This is a genomic window from Lentzea xerophila (genome assembly GCF_051094245.1).
In the GTDB taxonomy this organism is placed as follows: domain Bacteria; phylum Actinomycetota; class Actinomycetes; order Mycobacteriales; family Pseudonocardiaceae; genus Lentzea; species Lentzea xerophila.
Genome location: NZ_CP194934.1, coordinates 8,921,059 through 8,938,890, shown reverse-complemented (window position 1 = coordinate 8,938,890; position 17,832 = coordinate 8,921,059). Strand labels below are relative to the sequence as shown.

The following is a 17,832-nucleotide window of genomic DNA, read 5'->3' as shown; positions in this document are numbered from 1 at the left end:
AGCCGCGCTCGGCTCTCCCACGCTTGCTAGAAAGGGGTGCGATCAGCCTTCGACCGTGATGCCCATGGAACGGGCGGTGCCGGCGATGATCTTCGCGGCCTGGTCGATGTCGTTCGCGTTCAGGTCGACCATCTTGGTCTGCGCGATCTGACGCACCTGCTCCATGGTCACCTTGGCGACCTTGACGCGGTGGGGCTCGCCCGATCCCTTGTCGACACCAGCGGCGGCGAGGATGAGTCGCGCGGCCGGCGGGGTCTTCAGCTTGAAGTCGAACGAGCGGTCTTCATACACGGAGATCTCAACCGGCACGACCTGACCGCGCTGCGACTCGGTCGCGGCGTTGTAGGCCTTGCAGAACTCCATGATGTTGACGCCGTGCTGACCCAGCGCGGGACCAACGGGCGGCGCCGGGTTGGCGGCACCAGCCTTGATCTGCAGCTTGATGATCGCTGACAGCTTCTTCTTCTTGGGTGGCATTGTCCGTACTTCCTGTTATTGCGGTGTCCGCGCGCGGCCCTGCCAGCCGCAGCGTGGCCGATCGGTCTCCCAGCCGGGAGACCGGTCAGATCTTGGAGACCTGGCTGAACGACAGCTCGACCGGCGTCTCCCGGCCGAAGATCGACACCAGGACCTTCAGCTTCTGGCCGTCCGCGTTGACCTCGCTGATCGTGGCGGGCAGCGTGGCGAACGGGCCGTCCATGACGGTGACCGACTCGCCGACCTCGAAGTCGACCTCGATGGTCGGCTTCGACACGGTGGTGGAAGCGGCCTTCTTGCCGCCCTCGGCCGGCTTCTGCTCCTGCTGCGGGAGCAGGAACTTCAGCACCTCGTCGATCGTGAGGGGCGAGGGCTTCGAGGTGGCTCCGACGAACCCGGTCACGCCCGGCGTGTTGCGGACGGCGCTCCAGGACGCGTCGGTGAGCTCCATGCGGACCAGGATGTAGCCGGGCAGCACCTTGCGCTGCACCAGCTTGCGCTGGCCGTTCTTGATCTCGGTGACCTCTTCGGTCGGCACCTCGACCTGGAAGATGTAGTCCTCCATGTCGAGCGTGTGGATACGAGTCTCGAGGTTCGCCTTGACCTTGTTCTCGTAACCGGCGTAGGAGTGCACGACGTACCAGTCGCCGGGCGCGTGGCGCAGGGCCTGACGCAGCTCTTCGGCGGGGTCGGCGCTCTCTTCGTCGATCGGCGACTCGTCGATCGCGAGGACGTCCACGTCCTCGGCGGTCTCGTCCGCGGCGTCGGTGTCCGAGTCCTCGGAGTCCACAGCCTCCGACTCGACCGTCTCGTCGATCGTGGTGTCCTCGGACACCTCGTCGTCGGTGAGGTCGGTCTTCTCCTGGGCGTCAACGCCGTTGTCGGAGGTCACTGTGGATCTCGCTTCCTGGTTGCAGCGGCAGCTGTCCGGCTCAGCCGAACAGCTCGAAAACAGCCGCGCCGAAGCCGAGGTCGAGAGCCCACACCAGCGCCACCATGAAGACCACGAACACCAGCACGACGCCGGTGTAGGTGACCAACTGCTTGCGCGTCGGCCAGATCACCTTGCGGAGTTCGCCGATGACCTCGCGGATGTAGCGGAAGCCCCGCCCGATCAGCGAGGGACGCTTCTCCTGTCCTTCACGGGTCTTGGTCGGGCGACCCTTCTTCACGTCCTCGTCCGACTCCTCGGACTTGGCGACGCTCTTCTTCGACTCAGCGCTGCTGCCGTCCTTGCGGGCGGCTGGACGAGAGGAGGCACGACGCTCACGTCGCGCCGCAGCAGTGGACGGCCGGACAGCGCCTTCGCGCTCCTCCGGCTGGTCCTGCTCGCGGCCCTCGCTCATGCCGTCCTCCACTCCACCCATGACGCTTCGACAGCAGGGGCGACAGGACTTGAACCTGCAACCTGCGGTTTTGGAGACCGCTGCTCTGCCAGTTGAGCTACACCCCTTTGAGATCTCAAGCGAGACCCCCTGGCCAAGCAGGAATTGTACGGGAGGCTGTCCCGTCCATTCCAACCAGACCGCTCAAGCACTTGCCGAGCGGCCTGTCGCACAGCCTACCCACACGGGAGCCGAGAACACGAATCAGGGTCGCGCAACCGCAGGACCACTGGGACCCGAATCTGCCGTGAGCACTGCAAACACCACCGGACCGGGTGACCCGGTGGTGTTCTTGATCACATGATCAGCCGACGCGCACGCGGGCGAAGGCGCCCGTCAACACCGACTTGCCGTCGAAAGCCGCGTTGATGTTGACCTTCACAGTTCCGTCCTCGAAGGCCTTGGTGACCTTCGCCGTCACCTCGACCAGCGCGCCCTCGTCGTCGTTGGGCACCACGACGGGCCGGCCGAACCGGCAGCCGTACTCGACGATCGCGCCGGGGTCGCCGATCCACTCCGCGACGATCCGCGAGGCCACGGCCATGGTGAGCATGCCGTGCGCGATCACGTCCGGCAGACCGACGTCCTTGGCCGTCTTCTCGTTCCAGTGGATGGGGTTGAAGTCGAGTGAGGCGCCTGCGTAGCGCACCAGGTCGGCGCGCTTGAGGCGGACGGACAGCGCCGGCAGCTCGGTACCAACTTCGACGGTCATGCGTCCTCTCCCCTCACGACGAGCATCGATCGGGCGGTGGTGACGTGCTCGCCGCCGACCGTGCTGATCTCGGTCCGCACGGTGACCATGTCGTTGCCCATGCGGGACTGGATGCCGTCGATGTGCGTCACGCTGACGAGCTGGTCGCCCGCGGTGATGGGGCGGTGGTGCGTGAAGTTCTGGTCGCCGTGCACGACGCGGCTGTAGTCGAGCTCCAGCTCCGGGTCGAACATGACCATCTCGTTCGTCTTCATCGACACGACGATCGCGAACGTCGGCGGCGCGATGACGTCCCTGTGCCCCAACGCCTTCGCCGCCTCGGCGTCGCGGTAGGCCGGGCTGGTCGCGCCGATGGCGTCGGCGAACTCGCGGATCTTCTCGCGGCTCACGTCGTACGGCTGCGACGGCGGATAACTACGTCCGGTGAAGGCGGGGTCGAGAGGCACCGAAGGAGCCTATATGCGACGAGGCCCGCCCCACGTGTGGGACGGGCCTCGTCGAAGACCGGCTACGCGCTCAGCGGGTTTCCTTGTGCGCGCGGTGCGTCTTGCAGTTCGGGCAGAACTTCTTGATCTCCAGGCGGTCCGGGTCGTTGCGCCGGTTCTTCCTGGTGATGTAGTTCCGGTGCTTGCACTCCTCGCACGCGAGGGTGATCTTCGGGCGTACGTCGGTTGCAGCCACGGTCCTTGCCTTCCTGAGAGCACATGAACCCCGTGAAACCCAGTCCGGGCTTACCGTCTGGCGGGGCGGGCGGCGAAGCTGCCACCCTGGAACCCCGGTCAACCATGGCACCGGGGGCCTAGCTTCCCGGTCGAACCTACGCACCGGGGGCTTGGGGGCTTGGCCCCCAAAGTTATGCGAAGCGAGACAAGGTCCGCGCTTTCCGCGGACATGCCCCACCCACTCGCGTAGCGGTGGCCGGACTTGAACCGGCGACACAGCGATTATGAGCCGCTTGCTCTACCAACTGAGCTACACCGCTTTACACGACACAAGCCGCGATGCTCGCATCGCGGCTGAGTCATGGAGCCCCTTTACGGAATCGAACCGTAGACCTTCTCCTTACCATGGAGACGCTCTGCCGACTGAGCTAAAGGGGCTTGCTCTTTCGTGCTTGCCGAGCGAGGAGAACTCTACAACACCCGCCCACCAAGAACGAAATCCGGGGGTGCCTCTAGTGCACCAGCGTGAGCACCGTCTCATCGCGAGCACCCCTGACCTGCACCGTTCGTGCCCGCAGCCAGGCCTCGAAGCGGTCCTCGGACAGCGGCCGGGAGATCAGGTAGCCCTGCGCGACGTCGCAGCCCATGCCGACCAGCTGGTCGCGCGCGGCGTCGTCCTCCACGCCCTCGGCGACGACGACGAGACCGAGTGAGTGCCCGAGCTCCACGATCGACCGGACCACGGCCATGTCCCCGAGGTCGGTGCCCATCCCGAGCACGAACGACTTGTCGATCTTCACCTCGTCGACCGGCAGCTGCCGCAGGTACGCGAGGGACGAGTAGCCGGTGCCGAAGTCGTCGACCGCCAGGACGACACCGATCGCGTGCAGGCGCCGCAGCACCGGCAGGGCGCGCTCGGGATCGGCCATCACGCCCGACTCGGTGAGCTCGAAGGTCAGCAGTCCCGGGGGCACGTCGTGGCGCTCCAGCGCGGCCGCCACGCGGTTCGGGAAGTCCTCGTCGCCGAGCGTCCGCACGGAGAGGTTCACCGCGATGGACATCCGCAGCCCGCGGTCGAGCCAGCGGCGCACGCGTTCCAGGGCCCTGTCCATCACGAAGTCCGTCAGCACGTCCACGAGACCGGTGGCCTCGACGGCGGGCACGAACTCGTCCGGGTCGACGCGGCCGAACTCCGGATGTGTCCAGCGCACCAACGCTTCCGCGCCCACGACCTGACGGGACGGCAGGGCGACCTTCGGCTGGTAGTGCACCGAGATCTGCCCGGTCTCGACGGCCTGGCGGAACTGCGTCACGAGCTGGAAGCGGCGCAGGAACAGGTGGCCCATCGAAGGCGCGTACGCCTTCACCGGCGTGCCCTCGGAGGTCGCGCGCACGGCGACGTCCGCCCGCTGCAGCAACGCGTCGGGGTCCGGGTCCTCGGTCTCGGAGTCCGCTTTGGACGCGTACCCGACGACCGCGGAGGCCTCGACGGTCAGGCGGTCGACCGGGTACGGCACGGATAGCCCGGCGCGCAGCCGTTCCGCGATCTCGTGGGCGTTGGCGGCGCGGGCGTCGTCGAGGTAGGCGGCGAACGCGCCACCCTCCAGCCGCGCCAGCGGCACGTCGGCACCGAGCGCGTCACGCAGCCGGCGTCCGGCGGCGACGACCATCCGGTTTCCCCAGGCCTGGCCCAGCGCGTCGGAGACCGTCGACAGGATGTCGAGGTCGATGCGCAGCACCACACCCCGCTGGGACTCGCGCAACGGCTCGGCGCACGCCTCGCGCAGGCCCGGCCGGTTCAGCAGGCCGGTCAGCGGGTCGTGGTAGGCGTCGTGGCGCAGGCGGGCGAGCAGGCGCCGGTTGTCGACGGCCGTCGCGAGGTGTGAGGCCAGCGTGCGCAGCAGCTGGATGTCCGCCTTGCCGAACCCGCGCCAGCGCGACAGCCGGTCGTGCGCCTCGACGGCGCCGAGCAGCTGGGTCGCGCCGCGCAACGGGACGACGAGCGCCTCCTGCGCGTCGCGGCGCAGCAGGGCCTCGGTGACGTCCTCGGTCGCGTCGGCCACGCGGTAGTAGCGGACGTGCGTGCCGGGCAGCTGCAGGACCGGGTCCTCACGCACGGCCCGCGGGTCGGTCGCGGTCATCTCGTCGGGCAGTGGTTCGCCGGCGACGAGGGTGATCATGGCTTCCTGCGGGTCGGTGCGCAGGCGCAGCACGACCCGGTTGGCGTTGAGCTGCTCGCGGATGCGTTCCGCGATGAGCTGCCACTCGTCCTCTTCCACGCCCGTGGTGAGGTCGTCGTCGGGCTGGCGCGGGCCGGTGCCGTGCTGTCCCGACCTCGCGACGCGGAGGCTGACCTCGCTCAACGCCTCCAGGTCGCGCTGTTCGCGCAGCAGCCCGGAGTAGGCGAGGTAGGTGGCGACGATGCCCGCGAGCACCAGGACGATGAGGACGCCGCCCCACTCGGTGGTGGAGACGATCTGGTAGGCGACGAGGCCGACCGAGGTGTTCAGCAGTGCCACGACCAGCGTCTGCAGCACCAGACGGAGGCTGTTGCTGACGCGCATCGACTTGCCCATGAGGCGCAACGCGCACAGGCCCAGGACGCTCGCGAGCAGCGGCACGGTGATCGTGCCGACGAACGCGCCGGCCCAGAAGGGCCCACCGGCGCCGATCATCCGGTTCACCGCCTCCGCGACCGCGAAGGCCACGGAGATCTCCATGAACATGAGGCCCGCGTTGTAGACGGCGCGGTCCAGGATCCGCCTGCCGAGCAACGTGCCCACGCCCGCGACCACGTGCGCGGCGAGCACGATCTCGAACGGGGCTACCAGCAGGCCCAGTACCAGCGGAATCTCGGTGAAGGAGATCGTCCACGCGACGCCGCTGCGGACGTCGACGTTGATCGCGAGCTGTTCCGCCAGCAGGAAGCCGACGACGAGAAGCGGGCCGATCCAGAAGAGGGAGGTGTTCTCCTTCTCCGGCAGCCAGGCCGCGACCATGCCCGCGCAGACGACGCCGGCCACCAGGAGGGTGACGGCGAACGTGCTGAACGCGCGGTTGGTCGACTTGGCCGACCAGGCGGCCGAGTCCGACACGGGGGCCGACGCTCGGTCGGACATCCAGCCTCCTCGTCGGCCTGGGTGGGGAAACCTCTAGGCGTGACTGAGGGGTCCCGCACTTGGCGATCAGGACCCCTCCAGGGGCACCAATGTACCCCGCTCGGGGTACGAAATGGCAGGTCGAGCACGTGTAGTGACGTCGATTCACCCAGACGTGACTACCCGTTCAGACGTCCCCGGAGCACCGTCACAGCCTGGCCCGCGAGCAGTACGCGATCTTGGTCGAGAGTCGTCCTGACGAACCCCCCGCGCGGCGATGCCTGCTCCGCCAGCAGGTCAGCGCGCTGGAGCCGAGGCACCCAATAGGACGCAAGGGTGCAGTGGGCCGAACCGGTGACGGGGTCCTCCGGGACGCCGTAGGCCGGGTAGAAGCACCGGCTGACGATGTCCGCGGCGCCGTCGCCGACCGCCGTCACGATCACTCCCCGTGACGGAATCTGTGCCAGTCCTTGGACGTCAGGTCGCAGGGAACGGACCTCCGCCGCGCTGCCCAACTCGATCAGGTAGTCGAAGCGTCCGCGCGACACCGACTTGATCGTCGCATGTGGCAGCGCTTCCGCTAGACCGATTGGCGGGTCAGTCAACTCTGGAGGGTCTGCTGGGAAGTCCATCCGGACCCATCCATTGTCATTTGCGCATGTGAGCACCCCGCTACGCGTGGTGAACTTCTGCTCCCCGCCCAGCACGTGCGCGGTGGCGAGCGTGGCGTGCCCGCACAGGTCGACCTCGGTCACGGGCGTGAACCAGCGGAGGTGGTTGTCCGGGGTGACGAAGGCCGTTTCGGCGTGCTTCATCTCGGCCGCGACGGCCTGCATCCAGACGTCGTCGCGCGGCTCGGTCAGGAGCACGACACCGGCGGGGTTGCCCGAGAAGGCCTTGTTGGTGAACGAGTCCACGACATAGATCTCCACACCGCGACCCTGCCATGCTCAGATGAGGCGTGGCCGACACTTTCTCCTACCGCGAAGCAGATCCGGACTCCCTGCTCCCGACCTGGGGACCGCTGCGCACGCACAGCCTGGTCTGGCGCCCAGGCTGCGACCTGCCGGCGTTGCTCGACGCGTGGGAGGCCCGCCTCACCGGCCTGGACGACCCGGACACCGCGGCGATCGTGACGCTGCCGAGCCACGAGACCGCCGGCGCGCTGCCGTTGATCCGCCGCGGTTTCGCGCCGCTCACGGTCATCGCCGAACGCCTCGCCGGACACTCGCCGGCGCCGCGGCCGTCCGGGGTGAGCGTGCGGGCGGCGACGCACGCGGACCTGGACATCGCGGTCGAGCTGAACCTGCACACGATCCGGTACGACGCGGCGTTCGGCATGGTCACCGAGCGTCCGAACACCGCCGAGCATCTGCGGTCGGCGCTGGCCGGGGTGCTCGGCCGCGACCACGAGGCGATGTGGCTCGCGGTCCACGGCGACACGCCCATCGGCATGATCTACGTCGACATGCCGCAGGACGCGGGGTGGCTGGAGCGGTTCACCTCCGCGCGGCCGTTCGCGTATCTCGGTCATCTCGGCGTACGACCGGACGCACGCGGCACGGGTGCCGGCGGTGCTCTCGTGGCGCACGCGCACGCGGTGCTGGACGGCGCCGGCGTGGCATCGACGCTGCTCCACCACGCCCTGCCGAACCCGCGCTCCACGCCGTTCTGGTACTCGCAGGGCTACCGGCCGCGCTGGACGATGTGGGTCCGCCGCCCCGCGGCGCGCACTTCTCCCGGCGTGTCTTACGGCGTGTCTGCACAACCCGAACGGCCCAGTGCGACATGATCCAGCCGTTCGCACAAGTGAAGAACCCACACGAACCCGTACTTGTGGAACGAATCCGGCCTCTATTTCGACAAAGGGGTAGCACGGATTCGGACACCACACCTGGGGGGTCGAGATGGAACTCAGCGGAAGAGCGAGGTCGATGCTGCGGGCTGTCGCCGCAGGGCGTGCCGAGGTCACAGGTGGCGTGGAGCCTGAGCTTTACGTCGACGGACTGCCCTGCTGCGACCAGATGGCGACGCACGACCTCGTGCACGCGGGACTGCTGCGCCCCACGCAGCCAACGAGCTTCGGCCTTCGCGTCTGCGCGGAACTGACCGACGACGGCCGGGCGGCACTCGCCGCGAGTTGATCGGCGTGTTGATCGCCCAATGATCGAACATATGTTCGACATGGGGTATGCTTCGCGCTGAGGCCGGCACGCAAGAGAGAGGAAGCTCTTGCGCGCCGGCCTCAACCCTTCACCCGACTTTCTGCTGCGTGGCCACGTTCATGCGGTTCCACAGGTTGATCGCCCCGATGGCGATCACGAGGCCGGCGAGCTGCTCCTCGGTGTAGTGCTTCGCCGCCTCGTCCCACACGTCGTCGCTCACGTGCACGTGCGTGATCTGCTCCGCGAGCGCGAACCCGGCCTTCTCGGCGTCGGTGTAGTACGGCACGTCCCGCCAGCCGGCGACGGCGTAGATCCGCTCGTCCGCCACGTTCGCCTTGCGCAGCAGCTTGGTGTGGTAGTCGATGCACGCGCCGCAGCCGTTCATGATGCTGACGCGCAGGCAGATCAACTCCACGTAGTCCCCGTCCAGCCCCGTCTTCCCCGCCGCCTCGGACAGGTCCAGCAGTGCCTTCATCGCGCCGGGCACGGACACAATCGGGTTGGCGATCCTCATCTTCGTTCTCCCTGTTTGTCTTCGTCTTCCGCCTGCTCGACCCGGCAGGCGGCGAAGGTGTGACAGGTTCTTCGAAGATTTCTGCTACGCGGACACGCCCTGGCCGAGACCGCCGTCGACCGCGAGCTCCGCGCCGGTGGTGAAGGTGGCGTCGAACGCCAGGAACAGCACGGCCTTCGCGACCTCGTCCATCGAGCCGTGGCGCTTGAGCGGCGTGATGCGGTCGCCCTCCTCCTTGAACCCGTCGAGCACCTCCTGCGGCACGCCCGTGACGCCCATCGACGGCGTGTCGATGAAGCCGGGGCTGACGACGTTGACCCGCACGTTCCTCGGCGCCAGCTCCGCCGCGAGCCCCCGCGCGAACGCCCGCACCGCCGCCTTCGCGCCCGCGTAGACGCTCAGACCCGGCGACCCCAGCACGGTGGCGACGCTCGTGGTGAAGACGATCGAACCGCCCTCCTTGACCAACGGCGCCAGGTGCTGGGCGGTGAAGAACGCGCCCTTGGTGTTCACGTCGAACGTGCGGTCGTAGTCGGCCTCGGTGGCCTGGTCGAACGGTGTGAGCGTGGAGAACCCGACGTTGATGAACAGCAGGTCGATGTCGTCGAACCGCTGCGCCACCTCGGTCCTGAGCCTGGCGATGTCGCCGAGGTCGGCCGCGTCAGACGCGATCGCGTGGGCTTTGAGGCCCTCGGCCTTCTCCGTCGTCCGGCCGGTCAGCACCACCTCCACGCCGTTCTCGACGAGCATCTCTACCGTCGCGCGGCCCATGCCGTGCGTGCCGCCGGTGACGACGGCCTTCTTCCCCAGGTACTTCACTTCCGGATCACCTCGATGACGCTCGCGATGCTGTGCGCGCCGTGGCCGTTCAGCTGGGCGCGCCGGTACAGGTCGTGCAGGGCTTGTGGGAGTGCGGTGTCGAGGCCTTGCCCCTCGTTGGCCTCGACGAGCATGCGCAGGCCCGACACGTTGATGTCCAAAGCGGACACGTCGGTCTCGTAGGCGCGGTGCCGGATCTTCTCGCCCATCTCGGGCAACATGGCGCCGATCTCGTTCAACCAGGCCGTCGCAATCGGCGTGAACTTCTCCGGCGCGATGCCCTCGGTACCCATGAGCGCGACCGCCTGCAGGTAGCCGCCGAAGGTCGCCCACATGATGCCGAGCAGCGCGAGGTCGTACATCGCGGCGAGCCCGGCGTCCTCACCCACGTGGACCGGCTCGCCGAACGCCTGCAGCACGTGGTGGTTCTCGCTACCGCTGAACAGGATCCGCGCTCCCGGCGTGCCGATCTGCTGCGGCACCGCCATGATCACGCCGTCGACATACTCGACGCCGTTGTCCCGCGCCCACCTCGCGGTGGCGCGGGCTTGTTCCGGCGTGCCGGACGTCAGGTTGACGAGAGTCCTGATGTCCTTGGTAAGCAACGGTTGTTGCACTTCGTAGGTGGCCAGGCAGGTGACGACGACGTCCGCCGCGAACGCCTCCTGCGGCGTCCCCACCCTCCTCGCTCCGGCCGGTGTCGCCTTGTCGCCGGACCGGTTCCACACGGTGACTTCGTACCCCTCGTCGACGAGGGCTTTCGCCAGCGCGCTGCCCATCCGGCCGAGGCCGAGCACGCTCACGGTTTTCTTGATCCCCATGCCGGCAATGCTCGTTCTAATGCTGCCGAAACGACAAGTACCTACTATTTTGTCAGGTACCCACTTTTTGGTAAGGATCCAGGATGAAGCCACGACAGTACGCGTGCGGCCTCGACGCGGCGATCGACGTGATCGGCGGCCGATGGAAGGCGCTCATCCTCTGGGCGCTGCACCACGGCCCGATGCGCACCGGTGAGCTGCGCCGGTCCGTGTCCGGCATCAGCGAGAAGATGCTCATCCAGGTGCTGCGCGAGATGGAGGCGGACGAGATCGTGCACCGCGAGGTGTTCCACGAGGTGCCGCCGCGCGTCGAGTACTCGCTGACGCCGCTGGGCGCCCGGCTGAACGAGGCGCTGCTGCCGTTGGGCGACTGGGGCGAGGACAACATGCCGGCGATCGCGCGCCGCCGTGGCGTGGAGCCGGCGCCCAGGCACTAAGCCTTGCGCAGCAGGGGTTCTGCCCACTGCGGGATCTCCACCGCGGCGGCGACGAACTCGGCGGGCCGGCCGACCTCGGTGAAACGGACGCTCGACGCGTCCCGCAGAACGACGTCGAGCGCGGAGAGCGTCACCGGTCGAGATAGACGACAGTCGCGTCGTCGGAAATCTTCTCGCGCGGCCATTCGACGGCCTTGGCGTCTTCTTTTTCGACCGCGCGCATTCTGCGGATCAGGTCGTCCGGCCCGTTCGACGCCATCAGTTCGAGAGCCTCGGGCCAATCGAACAGGTGGAACAGGTCGACGGCACGTGCGGCGCCATCGGAGAGGATCGCGACGCGGCGCACGTCCCGCAGCGGGAACTCACCGGTGAGCGCGTGCTCGACGTCAGCGGGCTTCGCGCCGGCCGTGCGGCTGGTCCGCGTGTCGCTCACGACGTGCAGCTCGCGCTTGGTGTCGACGACGACCGTGGCGTCGCCCAGCACCAGGTACCGCAGCACGTCGCCCTCGACCTGAACCAGTCCGACCGCCGCGCTCGGCGAGTCCGGGTGGTCGAGGTCGCAGGTGCCGGAGTGCAGCTCAGCGGCCTGCGCGATGGCCTCCCGCAGTGCCGCGGCCGGCTCGAGGTGCGGGACCCGCAGGATCTCCGCGGACAACTGGTCGGCGAACCAGCCGACGCCGTGCGTGCAGCCGTTCTCCGGCTTCGCCGTCACCCCGTCGAGCACAGCGAGCAAGTTCGGTCCGACGAGCGCGCGGTCCTCGCTCGGCGCGGTCGACCTTCCCGCCTCGGTTGCCATCTGCGTGCGCACAGCGTCCCCCTCTGCACCAACAGCCGATGTATGACGATGGGCCCCTGACCTTGTCGGTCAGAGGCCCATCGGTCATGCGTGGCGGGTAGAGGATTCGAACCTCTGTAGCTTTCGCGACGGATTTACAGTCCGCTCCCATTGGCCGCTCGGGCAACCCGCCCCACACCGCCGTAACGGTGCGGGCAGAACAATACATAACCCCGCCGAGAAGCCCCAAATCGGGGTACCCCAGTAGCATCGACGCTGGCTGTGACCCCGAGACCGTTGAGGAGTGAAGTCGTGGCGGACCCGTCGTTCGACGTGGTGAGCAAGGTGGACCGGCAGGAGGTCGACAACGCGCTCAACCAGGCGGCCAAGGAGCTGAGCACGCGCTTCGACTTCCGCGGGACCAACACCACCGTGGCCTGGGCCGGCGAGGAGGCGATCACCTTCACCTCCGAGACCGAGGAGCGCTGCAAGGCGGCGATCGACGTCTTCCAGGAGAAGCTGGTCAAGCGCAACATCTCGATGAAGGCGTTCGAGGTGGGCGAGCCCGCGATCTCCGGGAAGGTGTTCAAGGTCACCGGAAACCTCGTGCAGGGCATCACGTCCGAGAAGGCCAAGGAGATCGCCAAGAAGATCCGCGACGAGGCGCCCAAGGGCGTTCAGGCGCAGATCCAGGGCGACCAGTTGCGGGTGTCGGGCAAGAAGAAGGACCACCTGCAGGACGTCATCGCCCTGCTGAAGGGCTCCGACTTCGGCATCGCCCTGCAGTTCACCAACTATCGGTAAAACGGCATCGTCCTCGCCGGCGGCAGCGGGACGCGCCTGCACCCGATCACGCAGGCCGTCTCCAAGCAGCACGCGTCCTCTTTGGACGGCTGCGTGCTGTTCGGGTACCAGGTGAAGTCAACCTCGTGGAGCTGAGCCGCGGGTTCGCACCGGACCGGTGTGCGAGTACCTCATGGCGGTGGCGCGGCCGGGCCGTTAACGGGCTCTGCGCGCCATCTCCTCGAGCCTGCGGACGCGGTCGGCGATCGGTGGGTGGGTCGAGAACCACTTCGCGAACCGCTCCCCCGGGCGGAACGGGTTCGCGATCATCAGGTGGCTCTGCGACACCACCTCCGGCTCCGGTGCGAGCGGCGCCGCCCGCGTTCCCAGCTCGATCTTGCGCAGCGCGCTCGCCAGCGCCAGCGGGTCGCCGGTGAGTTCCGAACCCGACTGGTCGGCCTGGAACTCGCGCGAGCGGCTCACGGCCAGGCGCACGACGGTGGCCGCGATCGGGCCGAGCAGCGCGATCAGCACCAGGCCGAGCGGGCCTGGGCCGTCGTCGTCATCGCCGCCGCCGAAGATGCCGGCGAACAGGGCCAGGTTCGCGAGCATCGTGATCACGCCGGCCAGCGCGCCGGCGACGCAGCTGATCAGGATGTCGCGGTTGTAGACGTGCGCGAGTTCGTGGCCGAGCACGGCGCGTAGCTCACGTTCGTCGAGCAGGTCCAGGATGCCCGTGGTGCAGCACACGGCGGCGTTGCGCGGGTTGCGGCCCGTCGCGAACGCGTTCGGTGCGACCGTCGGGCTCAGGTAGAGCCTCGGCATGGGCTGGCGCGCCTTCTGCGACAGCTCCCGCACGATCGCGTAGAGCACGGGCTGCTCCACCTGCGACACCTGCTGGGCCCGCATCGCCCGCAACGCGAGCTTGTCCGAGTTGAAGTACGCGTAGGCGTTCACGCCCAAGGCCAACACCAGGCCGATGACCAGTGCGGTCCGGCCGAACAGGCTGCTGACCACCACGATCAGCGCGCTCATCCCGCCGAGCAGCAAGGCCGTCTTCAACCCGTTGAAGTGCTTGTGCACGGTTCCGCCTCCGGGTTTTACGTCCGACCTCTCAACGAACCAGGCCGCCTGCCGGTTCCGGTGGCCGTTTCCGGCGCGGCCTCGGCAGCCGGGTCGAGCGCGGGCGGCGGTGGCACCTTCTCGACCCACGTGGCGAGCACGTCCCGTTCGTGGACCAGCTCCGCGACCGCCCCGTCACCCTCGATCGAGCCCGTTCCCGGATAGCCGAACTCCGGCGCCCAGTGCAGGGCGTCGAACGGGCATGCCTCGACGCAGATCCCGCAGTAGAGACACTGGCCGTAGTCGATCGCGAACCGGTCGAGCACGTTGCGGCTGCGCGGGCGGGCGCTTCCGGGCTGTTCCTCGACCTCGGTGTGGCTCGTGATGTGGATGCACCAGTCGGGGCACTCGCGCGCGCAGATCATGCAGACCGTGCAGTTGGCCTCCAACAGCGCGATAACGCCCCTCGTGCGCGGTGGAAGGTTCGTCACGGCTGCTCCTCTTCACGGTCGTTCTCCCTGCGCGGGCCCCACGACGGGTCGGGCACGCCAGGTGGTGCGGTACGGCGGCGGCTCGGGGCGCTCGTGTTGTCCTCGCCCGGTTCCAACCGGCCCGGCCAGGGGCGCACGACGCGGGAGGCGAGCACGAAGTCCTTGCGCAGCGGGTGGCCCTGGAAGCTGTCCGGGAGCAGGAGGTGCTCGGGCGTGCTGCCGACGGTGATGCCGAACATCTCCGCGGCTTCCCGCTCGTGCCACCGCGCGCCCTTCCAGAGGCCGGCGACGCTCGGCAGCGCGTCGCCGGGGCCCAGTTCGGTGCGCAGCATCACGCCCTCGCGCGTCCGCGGGTCGATGACGTGCAGGAACACCGCGTGCCGCTGTCCGGCGGCGCCGGGACGGCCCGCGTCCTCGACGCCGAGCCAGTCGAACATCACGAAGCCCTGCTCGTGGTGGTTCGTGGCCGTCGTGAGCCAGTCCGCGAGCTCCACGTGGTGGATGGTCTGGCCGAACGCCGTCTTCGGGGTGGTCATGCGTTCACCAGCCCGTGCAGCGCCTTGAGGCCTTCGAGCAGCGCTTCCGGCCGCGGCGGGCAGCCGGGAACGGCGACGTGGACCGGCAGGGCCTGGTCGATCCCCTTGGTGACGCTGTAGGAATCCCAGTACGGGCCGCCGGTGTTGCTGCAGGCGCCCACGGAGATCACGTAGCGGGGTTCGGGCATGGCCTCGTAACTGCGGAGGACAGCGGGCAACATGACGTCGGTGACGGTGCCGGAGACAACGAGAACATGCGCCTCACCCGCGCCGTCGACCGGCGTGACGCCGAGGTCGGGAAGGCGGTCGAGGGCTGCCATCACTTCGACTCCACAGCAGGCGAGTCCGAGTTCAAGCACGGTGACCCGGTAGGTGGTGCCCCAGTTCAAGACAACACTGTCCAGGCGAGCGGAAGCCGTCACAAATGGCGAGGGTAGTACTTGGGGGCCCGCCGGCTTGCGCCTGCGGACCCCCACCCCCAATGATTCCCCCCGGAATCGGCTCCCACGCGTGGTCGCCGCGGATAGTTTTGTACACGGCGCGATTAGTGTCCAGGGATTCGCCGACAGGATCTGCAGATAATTTGTCGGTGAAATGCGGTCAAGTTCAGTTCAACTGATCGATAGAACATCAGAGAGGGTTCCGATGTCCGGCTCGTCCCAGTTGGTGCTTCCCACCAGCACGTCGCTGCACCGCCTGCTGAACATGCCCGGCGCTCTCCTGGATACCACAATGGACCAGCTCAGGACACTGTTGACGGTGCATGAGACCCGTTCGGCGCTGCGGGCGGCGCGGGCGTTGGGGCGCGAGCAGTCGAGCGTGCAGAAGCAGCTGGACACGTTGAACAGGAACTTCGTGGAGCTGTGCGGCGAAGCGCTCGTGGTGAAGCAGGGACGCGGGAAAGACGTGTTGTTCACGCCGACTGGTGAGTCACTCGTCGAATTGGCGCGCGAGACGCTCGCGGAGTGGCTCGACGGAATTCACGAGTGCCGCCGCAAGCTCGGAACGACCGTCACCGTCGGCACCACGCGATACATGCTCGACACGCTCGCGAAGGCGTGGCACCACGTCGCGGACGAGTTCCGCGAGCGCGACGTGGACCTCAAGGTCGTGCACATCCGCACCAAGGACATCTGGGCAAAGCTCGAGACGCGGGAGGTCGACGTCGTCTGCGGCAGCGTCGTGACGCGGGCCGGTGCCGGCTGGGAGCGGCCGGAGTTCGACGTGATCGAGTGGCGGCGCGGCGGGCTCGCGTTGCTGACGAACCTGCCGAAGACGGTCGTGGGCGACCGCGTACGCGTGCCACAGCTGCGCTCGGTGCCGCTGGTGGTGCCGGCGGCGGGGTTGATCGCGGAGTTCCTGCGCGGCTGGTTCGGCCAGGACTACCGCCAGGGGCTCGACATCGCGGCCGAGATCGACGAGATCCAGTACGGCATCTCGCTGCTGCGCTCGAACCTCGTCCAGGGAGCCATGATCGTGACGTCTGGTTTGGGCGTGGTGGCGTCGAACAACGAGCTCCGGGAGGGAGGAGGCCTACGCGTCGTCGAGCTCTCAGACGACTCGCTGGAGCGGCTTGTGGGAGTTTTCGCCCGAACGGACGAGCTGGCGAAGCATCCGGCCGACCACCCCCTGAACCTGCTGTGGTCGGCCTTCCAAGCAGAAGCGCCCCGACCGTAGCCGAGGCGCTGGTGCTTGCTTCTCGCTGGTACTACTTCTCCGCGGGTGTCATGGCGTCGTGATCAGGCCTGCGTTGCTCGACGTTGGGACGATGCTGCGCTTTGGCCATCTTGGCCAGCCAGCTCGTCGCTTCCGAGCGGATCTTCTCCAGCTCGTCGTCGCGTGCCTGTTGCTCGTTCATCGGCCACTCCCTGCGTTCGGGGATCGCGTTCGATGGGAGCACTACCGGGCGTGCGCCCGCTAGGGCCGCCATGCTTGTGGGTGAACCTAATTGACAGCATCGTCCGCCGATGGGTTTCCCGCACCCCGACACGGCGTGTCTTCAGTACCCCCGGTACCCGCCACCCAGGTTCATGCTGACCAGCCCGGGGTGGTTGTGGAAGCCGCCGTAGCGCGCGTAGGTGTACCGAACGCCCGCGATGATGTTGTCGACCGGCGCGAGGATGTTGTCGTAACCGGCCAGCTTGTAGGCGCGGAACGTCGGGTCGATGCACTGCATCAGGCCCTTGGACGGCGTGCCGCGCATCGCGTTGGAGTCCCAGTTGTTGACGGCGTTGGGGTTGCCGTTCGACTCCTTGATGATGATCGTGTAGATCTCGTCGATGCTGCTGTTGTCGATGTTCGTGCCGTTGGCCTGCAGCACCTTGATGGCTTCCTTGATCCAGCCCTCGATCTCGCGCTGCTTGGCGGGCTTGCGCATCTCGGCCTGGCGCTCGGCCTCGGCCTTGGCGGCCGCCTCGCGCTGAGCGTGCGCGTCCGCGGCGACCTTGGTGGCCTGGTCGAAGGCCTGCTGCGCGTACATCTGCTGGAGCTGCAGGAGCCGGCCGGCCTGGCTACCGGGGTTCACGTCGTGAACCGTCTGGATCGTCTTGGCCTGCTGGTCGGGGAGAGCGCCCAGCTCGGCCGCGCCCGCGGCGAGTTCGGTGGCCGTGCCGCTGGTGGCGGCGTTGGCGATGGCCGCGGTGCCGGCGGCGACACCCGCCGCGACGACGATCGCGCTCACGCGGTGAGCCAGCGGAACCTTGTCGTCCTCGACGCGATGCGCGCCGGGTTTCACTTCTGCTCTGGGCACGACCGTGTACACGGTTCGGCCAGCGGCCTTGCTGTGCCGGGCCAAGGGGGAGCCTCCTGCGTCGGGGAGCTTGGCCACCGGGCTGTCTCGGCGGGGGATTCCGAGCCGGACTTTGGACCCTACGAGCTGTGGTTCCTGTGTCCTGCCGGTGACCAAACCGTTATCGGCGGGCGAGAACGTAACCTCGCGTCACCAGCTCAGGCAAGCTTGAGCGGCCGTTGGGTGACTCTCATCACGTTTGCGACGAGTTGGGCTATACGCTGCTAACAGACAGTCAGCGAGCCGCATGTTTTCTGCTTGAGCTCATCGTTGTCTCCTGACGGGCCTGCGGGCTCTCTGCTGGGCT

At 67.9% G+C, this 17,832-nt stretch carries 25 protein-coding genes and 4 tRNA genes; 6 read left to right on the top strand and 23 right to left on the bottom strand.

The window, feature by feature from the left end; translation table 11 throughout:
* Positions 1-42: 42 nt before the first annotated feature.
* The 11 genes from rplK to ACRSBM_RS43115 all read right to left on the bottom strand — a co-directional run bounded on the left by rplK (position 43) and on the right by ACRSBM_RS43115 (position 7,266).
* A complete protein-coding gene (gene rplK / locus ACRSBM_RS43165) occupies positions 43-477 on the bottom strand; it encodes a 50S ribosomal protein L11 (protein ID WP_065915943.1) in 435 nt (144 codons plus the stop codon).
* Positions 478-562: 85 nt separating this feature from the next.
* Positions 563-1,369: a transcription termination/antitermination protein NusG gene (gene nusG, locus ACRSBM_RS43160; RefSeq protein WP_434452734.1), complete on the bottom strand. Its 807-nt coding sequence runs from the start codon at positions 1,367-1,369 to the stop codon at positions 563-565.
* Between the two features lie 40 nt (positions 1,370-1,409).
* Positions 1,410-1,823, bottom strand: a complete 414-nt coding sequence (gene secE / locus ACRSBM_RS43155) for a preprotein translocase subunit SecE (protein WP_434452733.1) — start codon at positions 1,821-1,823, stop codon at positions 1,410-1,412.
* Between the two features lie 34 nt (positions 1,824-1,857).
* Positions 1,858-1,930: transfer RNA gene (locus ACRSBM_RS43150), tRNA-Trp, on the bottom strand.
* Positions 1,931-2,166: 236 nt separating this feature from the next.
* Entirely contained in the window at positions 2,167-2,574 is a 408-nt protein-coding gene (locus ACRSBM_RS43145) for a MaoC/PaaZ C-terminal domain-containing protein (RefSeq protein WP_434452731.1), read from the bottom strand.
* Positions 2,571-3,020: a MaoC family dehydratase N-terminal domain-containing protein gene (locus tag ACRSBM_RS43140; protein WP_434452728.1), complete on the bottom strand. Its 450-nt coding sequence runs from the start codon at positions 3,018-3,020 to the stop codon at positions 2,571-2,573. Before ACRSBM_RS43140 ends, ACRSBM_RS43145 begins: the two co-directional genes overlap by 4 nt.
* Before the next feature lie 70 nt (positions 3,021-3,090).
* Entirely contained in the window at positions 3,091-3,255 is a 165-nt protein-coding gene (rpmG, locus tag ACRSBM_RS43135; protein ID WP_015105301.1) for a 50S ribosomal protein L33, read from the bottom strand.
* Between the two features lie 228 nt (positions 3,256-3,483).
* A tRNA-Met gene (locus tag ACRSBM_RS43130) sits at positions 3,484-3,556 on the bottom strand.
* A gap of 42 nt (positions 3,557-3,598) precedes the next feature.
* Positions 3,599-3,674, bottom strand: a tRNA-Thr gene (locus tag ACRSBM_RS43125).
* 74 nt (positions 3,675-3,748) lie between these two features.
* Positions 3,749-6,355 carry a putative bifunctional diguanylate cyclase/phosphodiesterase gene (locus tag ACRSBM_RS43120; RefSeq protein ID WP_434452726.1) on the bottom strand — a complete coding sequence of 869 codons (2,607 nt, stop codon included), beginning with the start codon at positions 6,353-6,355 and terminating at the stop codon, positions 3,749-3,751.
* 158 nt (positions 6,356-6,513) lie between these two features.
* Complete coding sequence (locus ACRSBM_RS43115; protein WP_434452724.1) at positions 6,514-7,266, bottom strand: PhzF family phenazine biosynthesis protein; 753 nt, start codon at positions 7,264-7,266, stop codon at positions 6,514-6,516.
* A gap of 29 nt (positions 7,267-7,295) precedes the next feature.
* Between ACRSBM_RS43115 and ACRSBM_RS43110 the strand changes: the two genes are divergently transcribed.
* Complete coding sequence (locus tag ACRSBM_RS43110) at positions 7,296-8,126, top strand: GNAT family N-acetyltransferase (RefSeq protein WP_434452722.1); 831 nt, start codon at positions 7,296-7,298, stop codon at positions 8,124-8,126.
* Between the two features lie 142 nt (positions 8,127-8,268).
* Positions 8,269-8,478, top strand: a complete 210-nt coding sequence (locus ACRSBM_RS43105; RefSeq protein WP_434452720.1) for a hypothetical protein — start codon at positions 8,269-8,271, stop codon at positions 8,476-8,478.
* A gap of 109 nt (positions 8,479-8,587) precedes the next feature.
* On the opposite strand, the gene ACRSBM_RS43100 is transcribed toward ACRSBM_RS43105, so the two are convergent.
* From ACRSBM_RS43100 to ACRSBM_RS43090, 3 genes are all read right to left on the bottom strand, one after another.
* Positions 8,588-9,013: a carboxymuconolactone decarboxylase family protein gene (locus ACRSBM_RS43100; RefSeq protein WP_434452718.1), complete on the bottom strand. Its 426-nt coding sequence runs from the start codon at positions 9,011-9,013 to the stop codon at positions 8,588-8,590.
* An 84-nt stretch (positions 9,014-9,097) separates the two neighbouring features.
* Positions 9,098-9,832: an SDR family NAD(P)-dependent oxidoreductase gene (locus ACRSBM_RS43095; RefSeq protein WP_434452716.1), complete on the bottom strand. Its 735-nt coding sequence runs from the start codon at positions 9,830-9,832 to the stop codon at positions 9,098-9,100.
* Entirely contained in the window at positions 9,829-10,653 is an 825-nt protein-coding gene (locus ACRSBM_RS43090) for an NAD(P)-dependent oxidoreductase (RefSeq protein ID WP_434452714.1), read from the bottom strand. The genes ACRSBM_RS43095 and ACRSBM_RS43090 overlap by 4 nt, the downstream gene beginning before the upstream one ends.
* Before the next feature lie 83 nt (positions 10,654-10,736).
* Between ACRSBM_RS43090 and ACRSBM_RS43085 the strand changes: the two genes are divergently transcribed.
* Positions 10,737-11,090 (top strand): winged helix-turn-helix transcriptional regulator, encoded by a 354-nt coding sequence (locus ACRSBM_RS43085; RefSeq protein WP_434452712.1) that lies wholly within the window; start codon positions 10,737-10,739, stop codon positions 11,088-11,090.
* On the opposite strand, the gene ACRSBM_RS43080 is transcribed toward ACRSBM_RS43085, so the two are convergent.
* The 3 genes from ACRSBM_RS43080 to ACRSBM_RS43070 form a co-directional block, all read right to left on the bottom strand.
* Positions 11,087-11,224, bottom strand: coding sequence for a hypothetical protein (locus tag ACRSBM_RS43080; RefSeq protein ID WP_434452710.1), 138 nt, complete (start codon positions 11,222-11,224; stop codon positions 11,087-11,089). The genes ACRSBM_RS43085 and ACRSBM_RS43080 overlap by 4 nt on opposite strands.
* Positions 11,221-11,898, bottom strand: coding sequence for a protein phosphatase 2C domain-containing protein (locus ACRSBM_RS43075; RefSeq protein WP_434452708.1), 678 nt, complete (start codon positions 11,896-11,898; stop codon positions 11,221-11,223). Before ACRSBM_RS43075 ends, ACRSBM_RS43080 begins: the two co-directional genes overlap by 4 nt.
* A 79-nt stretch (positions 11,899-11,977) precedes the next feature.
* Positions 11,978-12,058 (bottom strand) — tRNA-Tyr (locus ACRSBM_RS43070).
* 119 nt (positions 12,059-12,177) lie between these two features.
* On the opposite strand from ACRSBM_RS43070, the gene ACRSBM_RS43065 reads away from it, so the two are divergent.
* Both ACRSBM_RS43065 and ACRSBM_RS43060 read left to right on the top strand, forming a co-directional pair.
* Entirely contained in the window at positions 12,178-12,669 is a 492-nt protein-coding gene (locus tag ACRSBM_RS43065; RefSeq protein WP_045309744.1) for a YajQ family cyclic di-GMP-binding protein, read from the top strand.
* Between the two features lie 6 nt (positions 12,670-12,675).
* Entirely contained in the window at positions 12,676-12,804 is a 129-nt protein-coding gene (locus tag ACRSBM_RS43060) for a sugar phosphate nucleotidyltransferase (protein WP_434453492.1), read from the top strand.
* 60 nt (positions 12,805-12,864) lie between these two features.
* On the opposite strand, the gene htpX is transcribed toward ACRSBM_RS43060, so the two are convergent.
* Genes htpX through ACRSBM_RS43040 form a run of 4 tightly spaced genes read right to left on the bottom strand, consistent with a single transcriptional unit; the run spans position 12,865 to position 15,096 of the window.
* Positions 12,865-13,731: a zinc metalloprotease HtpX gene (gene htpX, locus ACRSBM_RS43055; protein WP_434452706.1), complete on the bottom strand. Its 867-nt coding sequence runs from the start codon at positions 13,729-13,731 to the stop codon at positions 12,865-12,867.
* A gap of 17 nt (positions 13,732-13,748) precedes the next feature.
* Positions 13,749-14,201 carry a 4Fe-4S binding protein gene (locus ACRSBM_RS43050; RefSeq protein ID WP_434452704.1) on the bottom strand — a complete coding sequence of 151 codons (453 nt, stop codon included), beginning with the start codon at positions 14,199-14,201 and terminating at the stop codon, positions 13,749-13,751.
* A complete protein-coding gene (locus ACRSBM_RS43045; RefSeq protein WP_434452702.1) occupies positions 14,198-14,737 on the bottom strand; it encodes an NADH-quinone oxidoreductase subunit C in 540 nt (179 codons plus the stop codon). Before ACRSBM_RS43045 ends, ACRSBM_RS43050 begins: the two co-directional genes overlap by 4 nt.
* On the bottom strand, positions 14,734-15,096 hold the full coding sequence (locus ACRSBM_RS43040; RefSeq protein WP_434453490.1) for an NADH-quinone oxidoreductase subunit B: 363 nt from the start codon (positions 15,094-15,096) through the stop codon (positions 14,734-14,736). Before ACRSBM_RS43040 ends, ACRSBM_RS43045 begins: the two co-directional genes overlap by 4 nt.
* 286 nt (positions 15,097-15,382) lie before the next feature.
* Here ACRSBM_RS43040 and ACRSBM_RS43035 point away from each other — a divergent pair, with 286 nt between their 5' ends.
* Positions 15,383-16,414, top strand: a complete 1,032-nt coding sequence (locus ACRSBM_RS43035) for a LysR family transcriptional regulator (protein ID WP_434452700.1) — start codon at positions 15,383-15,385, stop codon at positions 16,412-16,414.
* 31 nt (positions 16,415-16,445) lie between these two features.
* Here ACRSBM_RS43035 and ACRSBM_RS43030 read toward each other — a convergent pair whose 3' ends face one another.
* Positions 16,446-16,595 (bottom strand): hypothetical protein, encoded by a 150-nt coding sequence (locus tag ACRSBM_RS43030; RefSeq protein WP_434452698.1) that lies wholly within the window; start codon positions 16,593-16,595, stop codon positions 16,446-16,448.
* 141 nt (positions 16,596-16,736) lie between these two features.
* Positions 16,737-17,486 (bottom strand): transglycosylase SLT domain-containing protein, encoded by a 750-nt coding sequence (locus ACRSBM_RS43025; protein ID WP_434452696.1) that lies wholly within the window; start codon positions 17,484-17,486, stop codon positions 16,737-16,739.
* Positions 17,487-17,832: the final 346 nt, after the last annotated feature.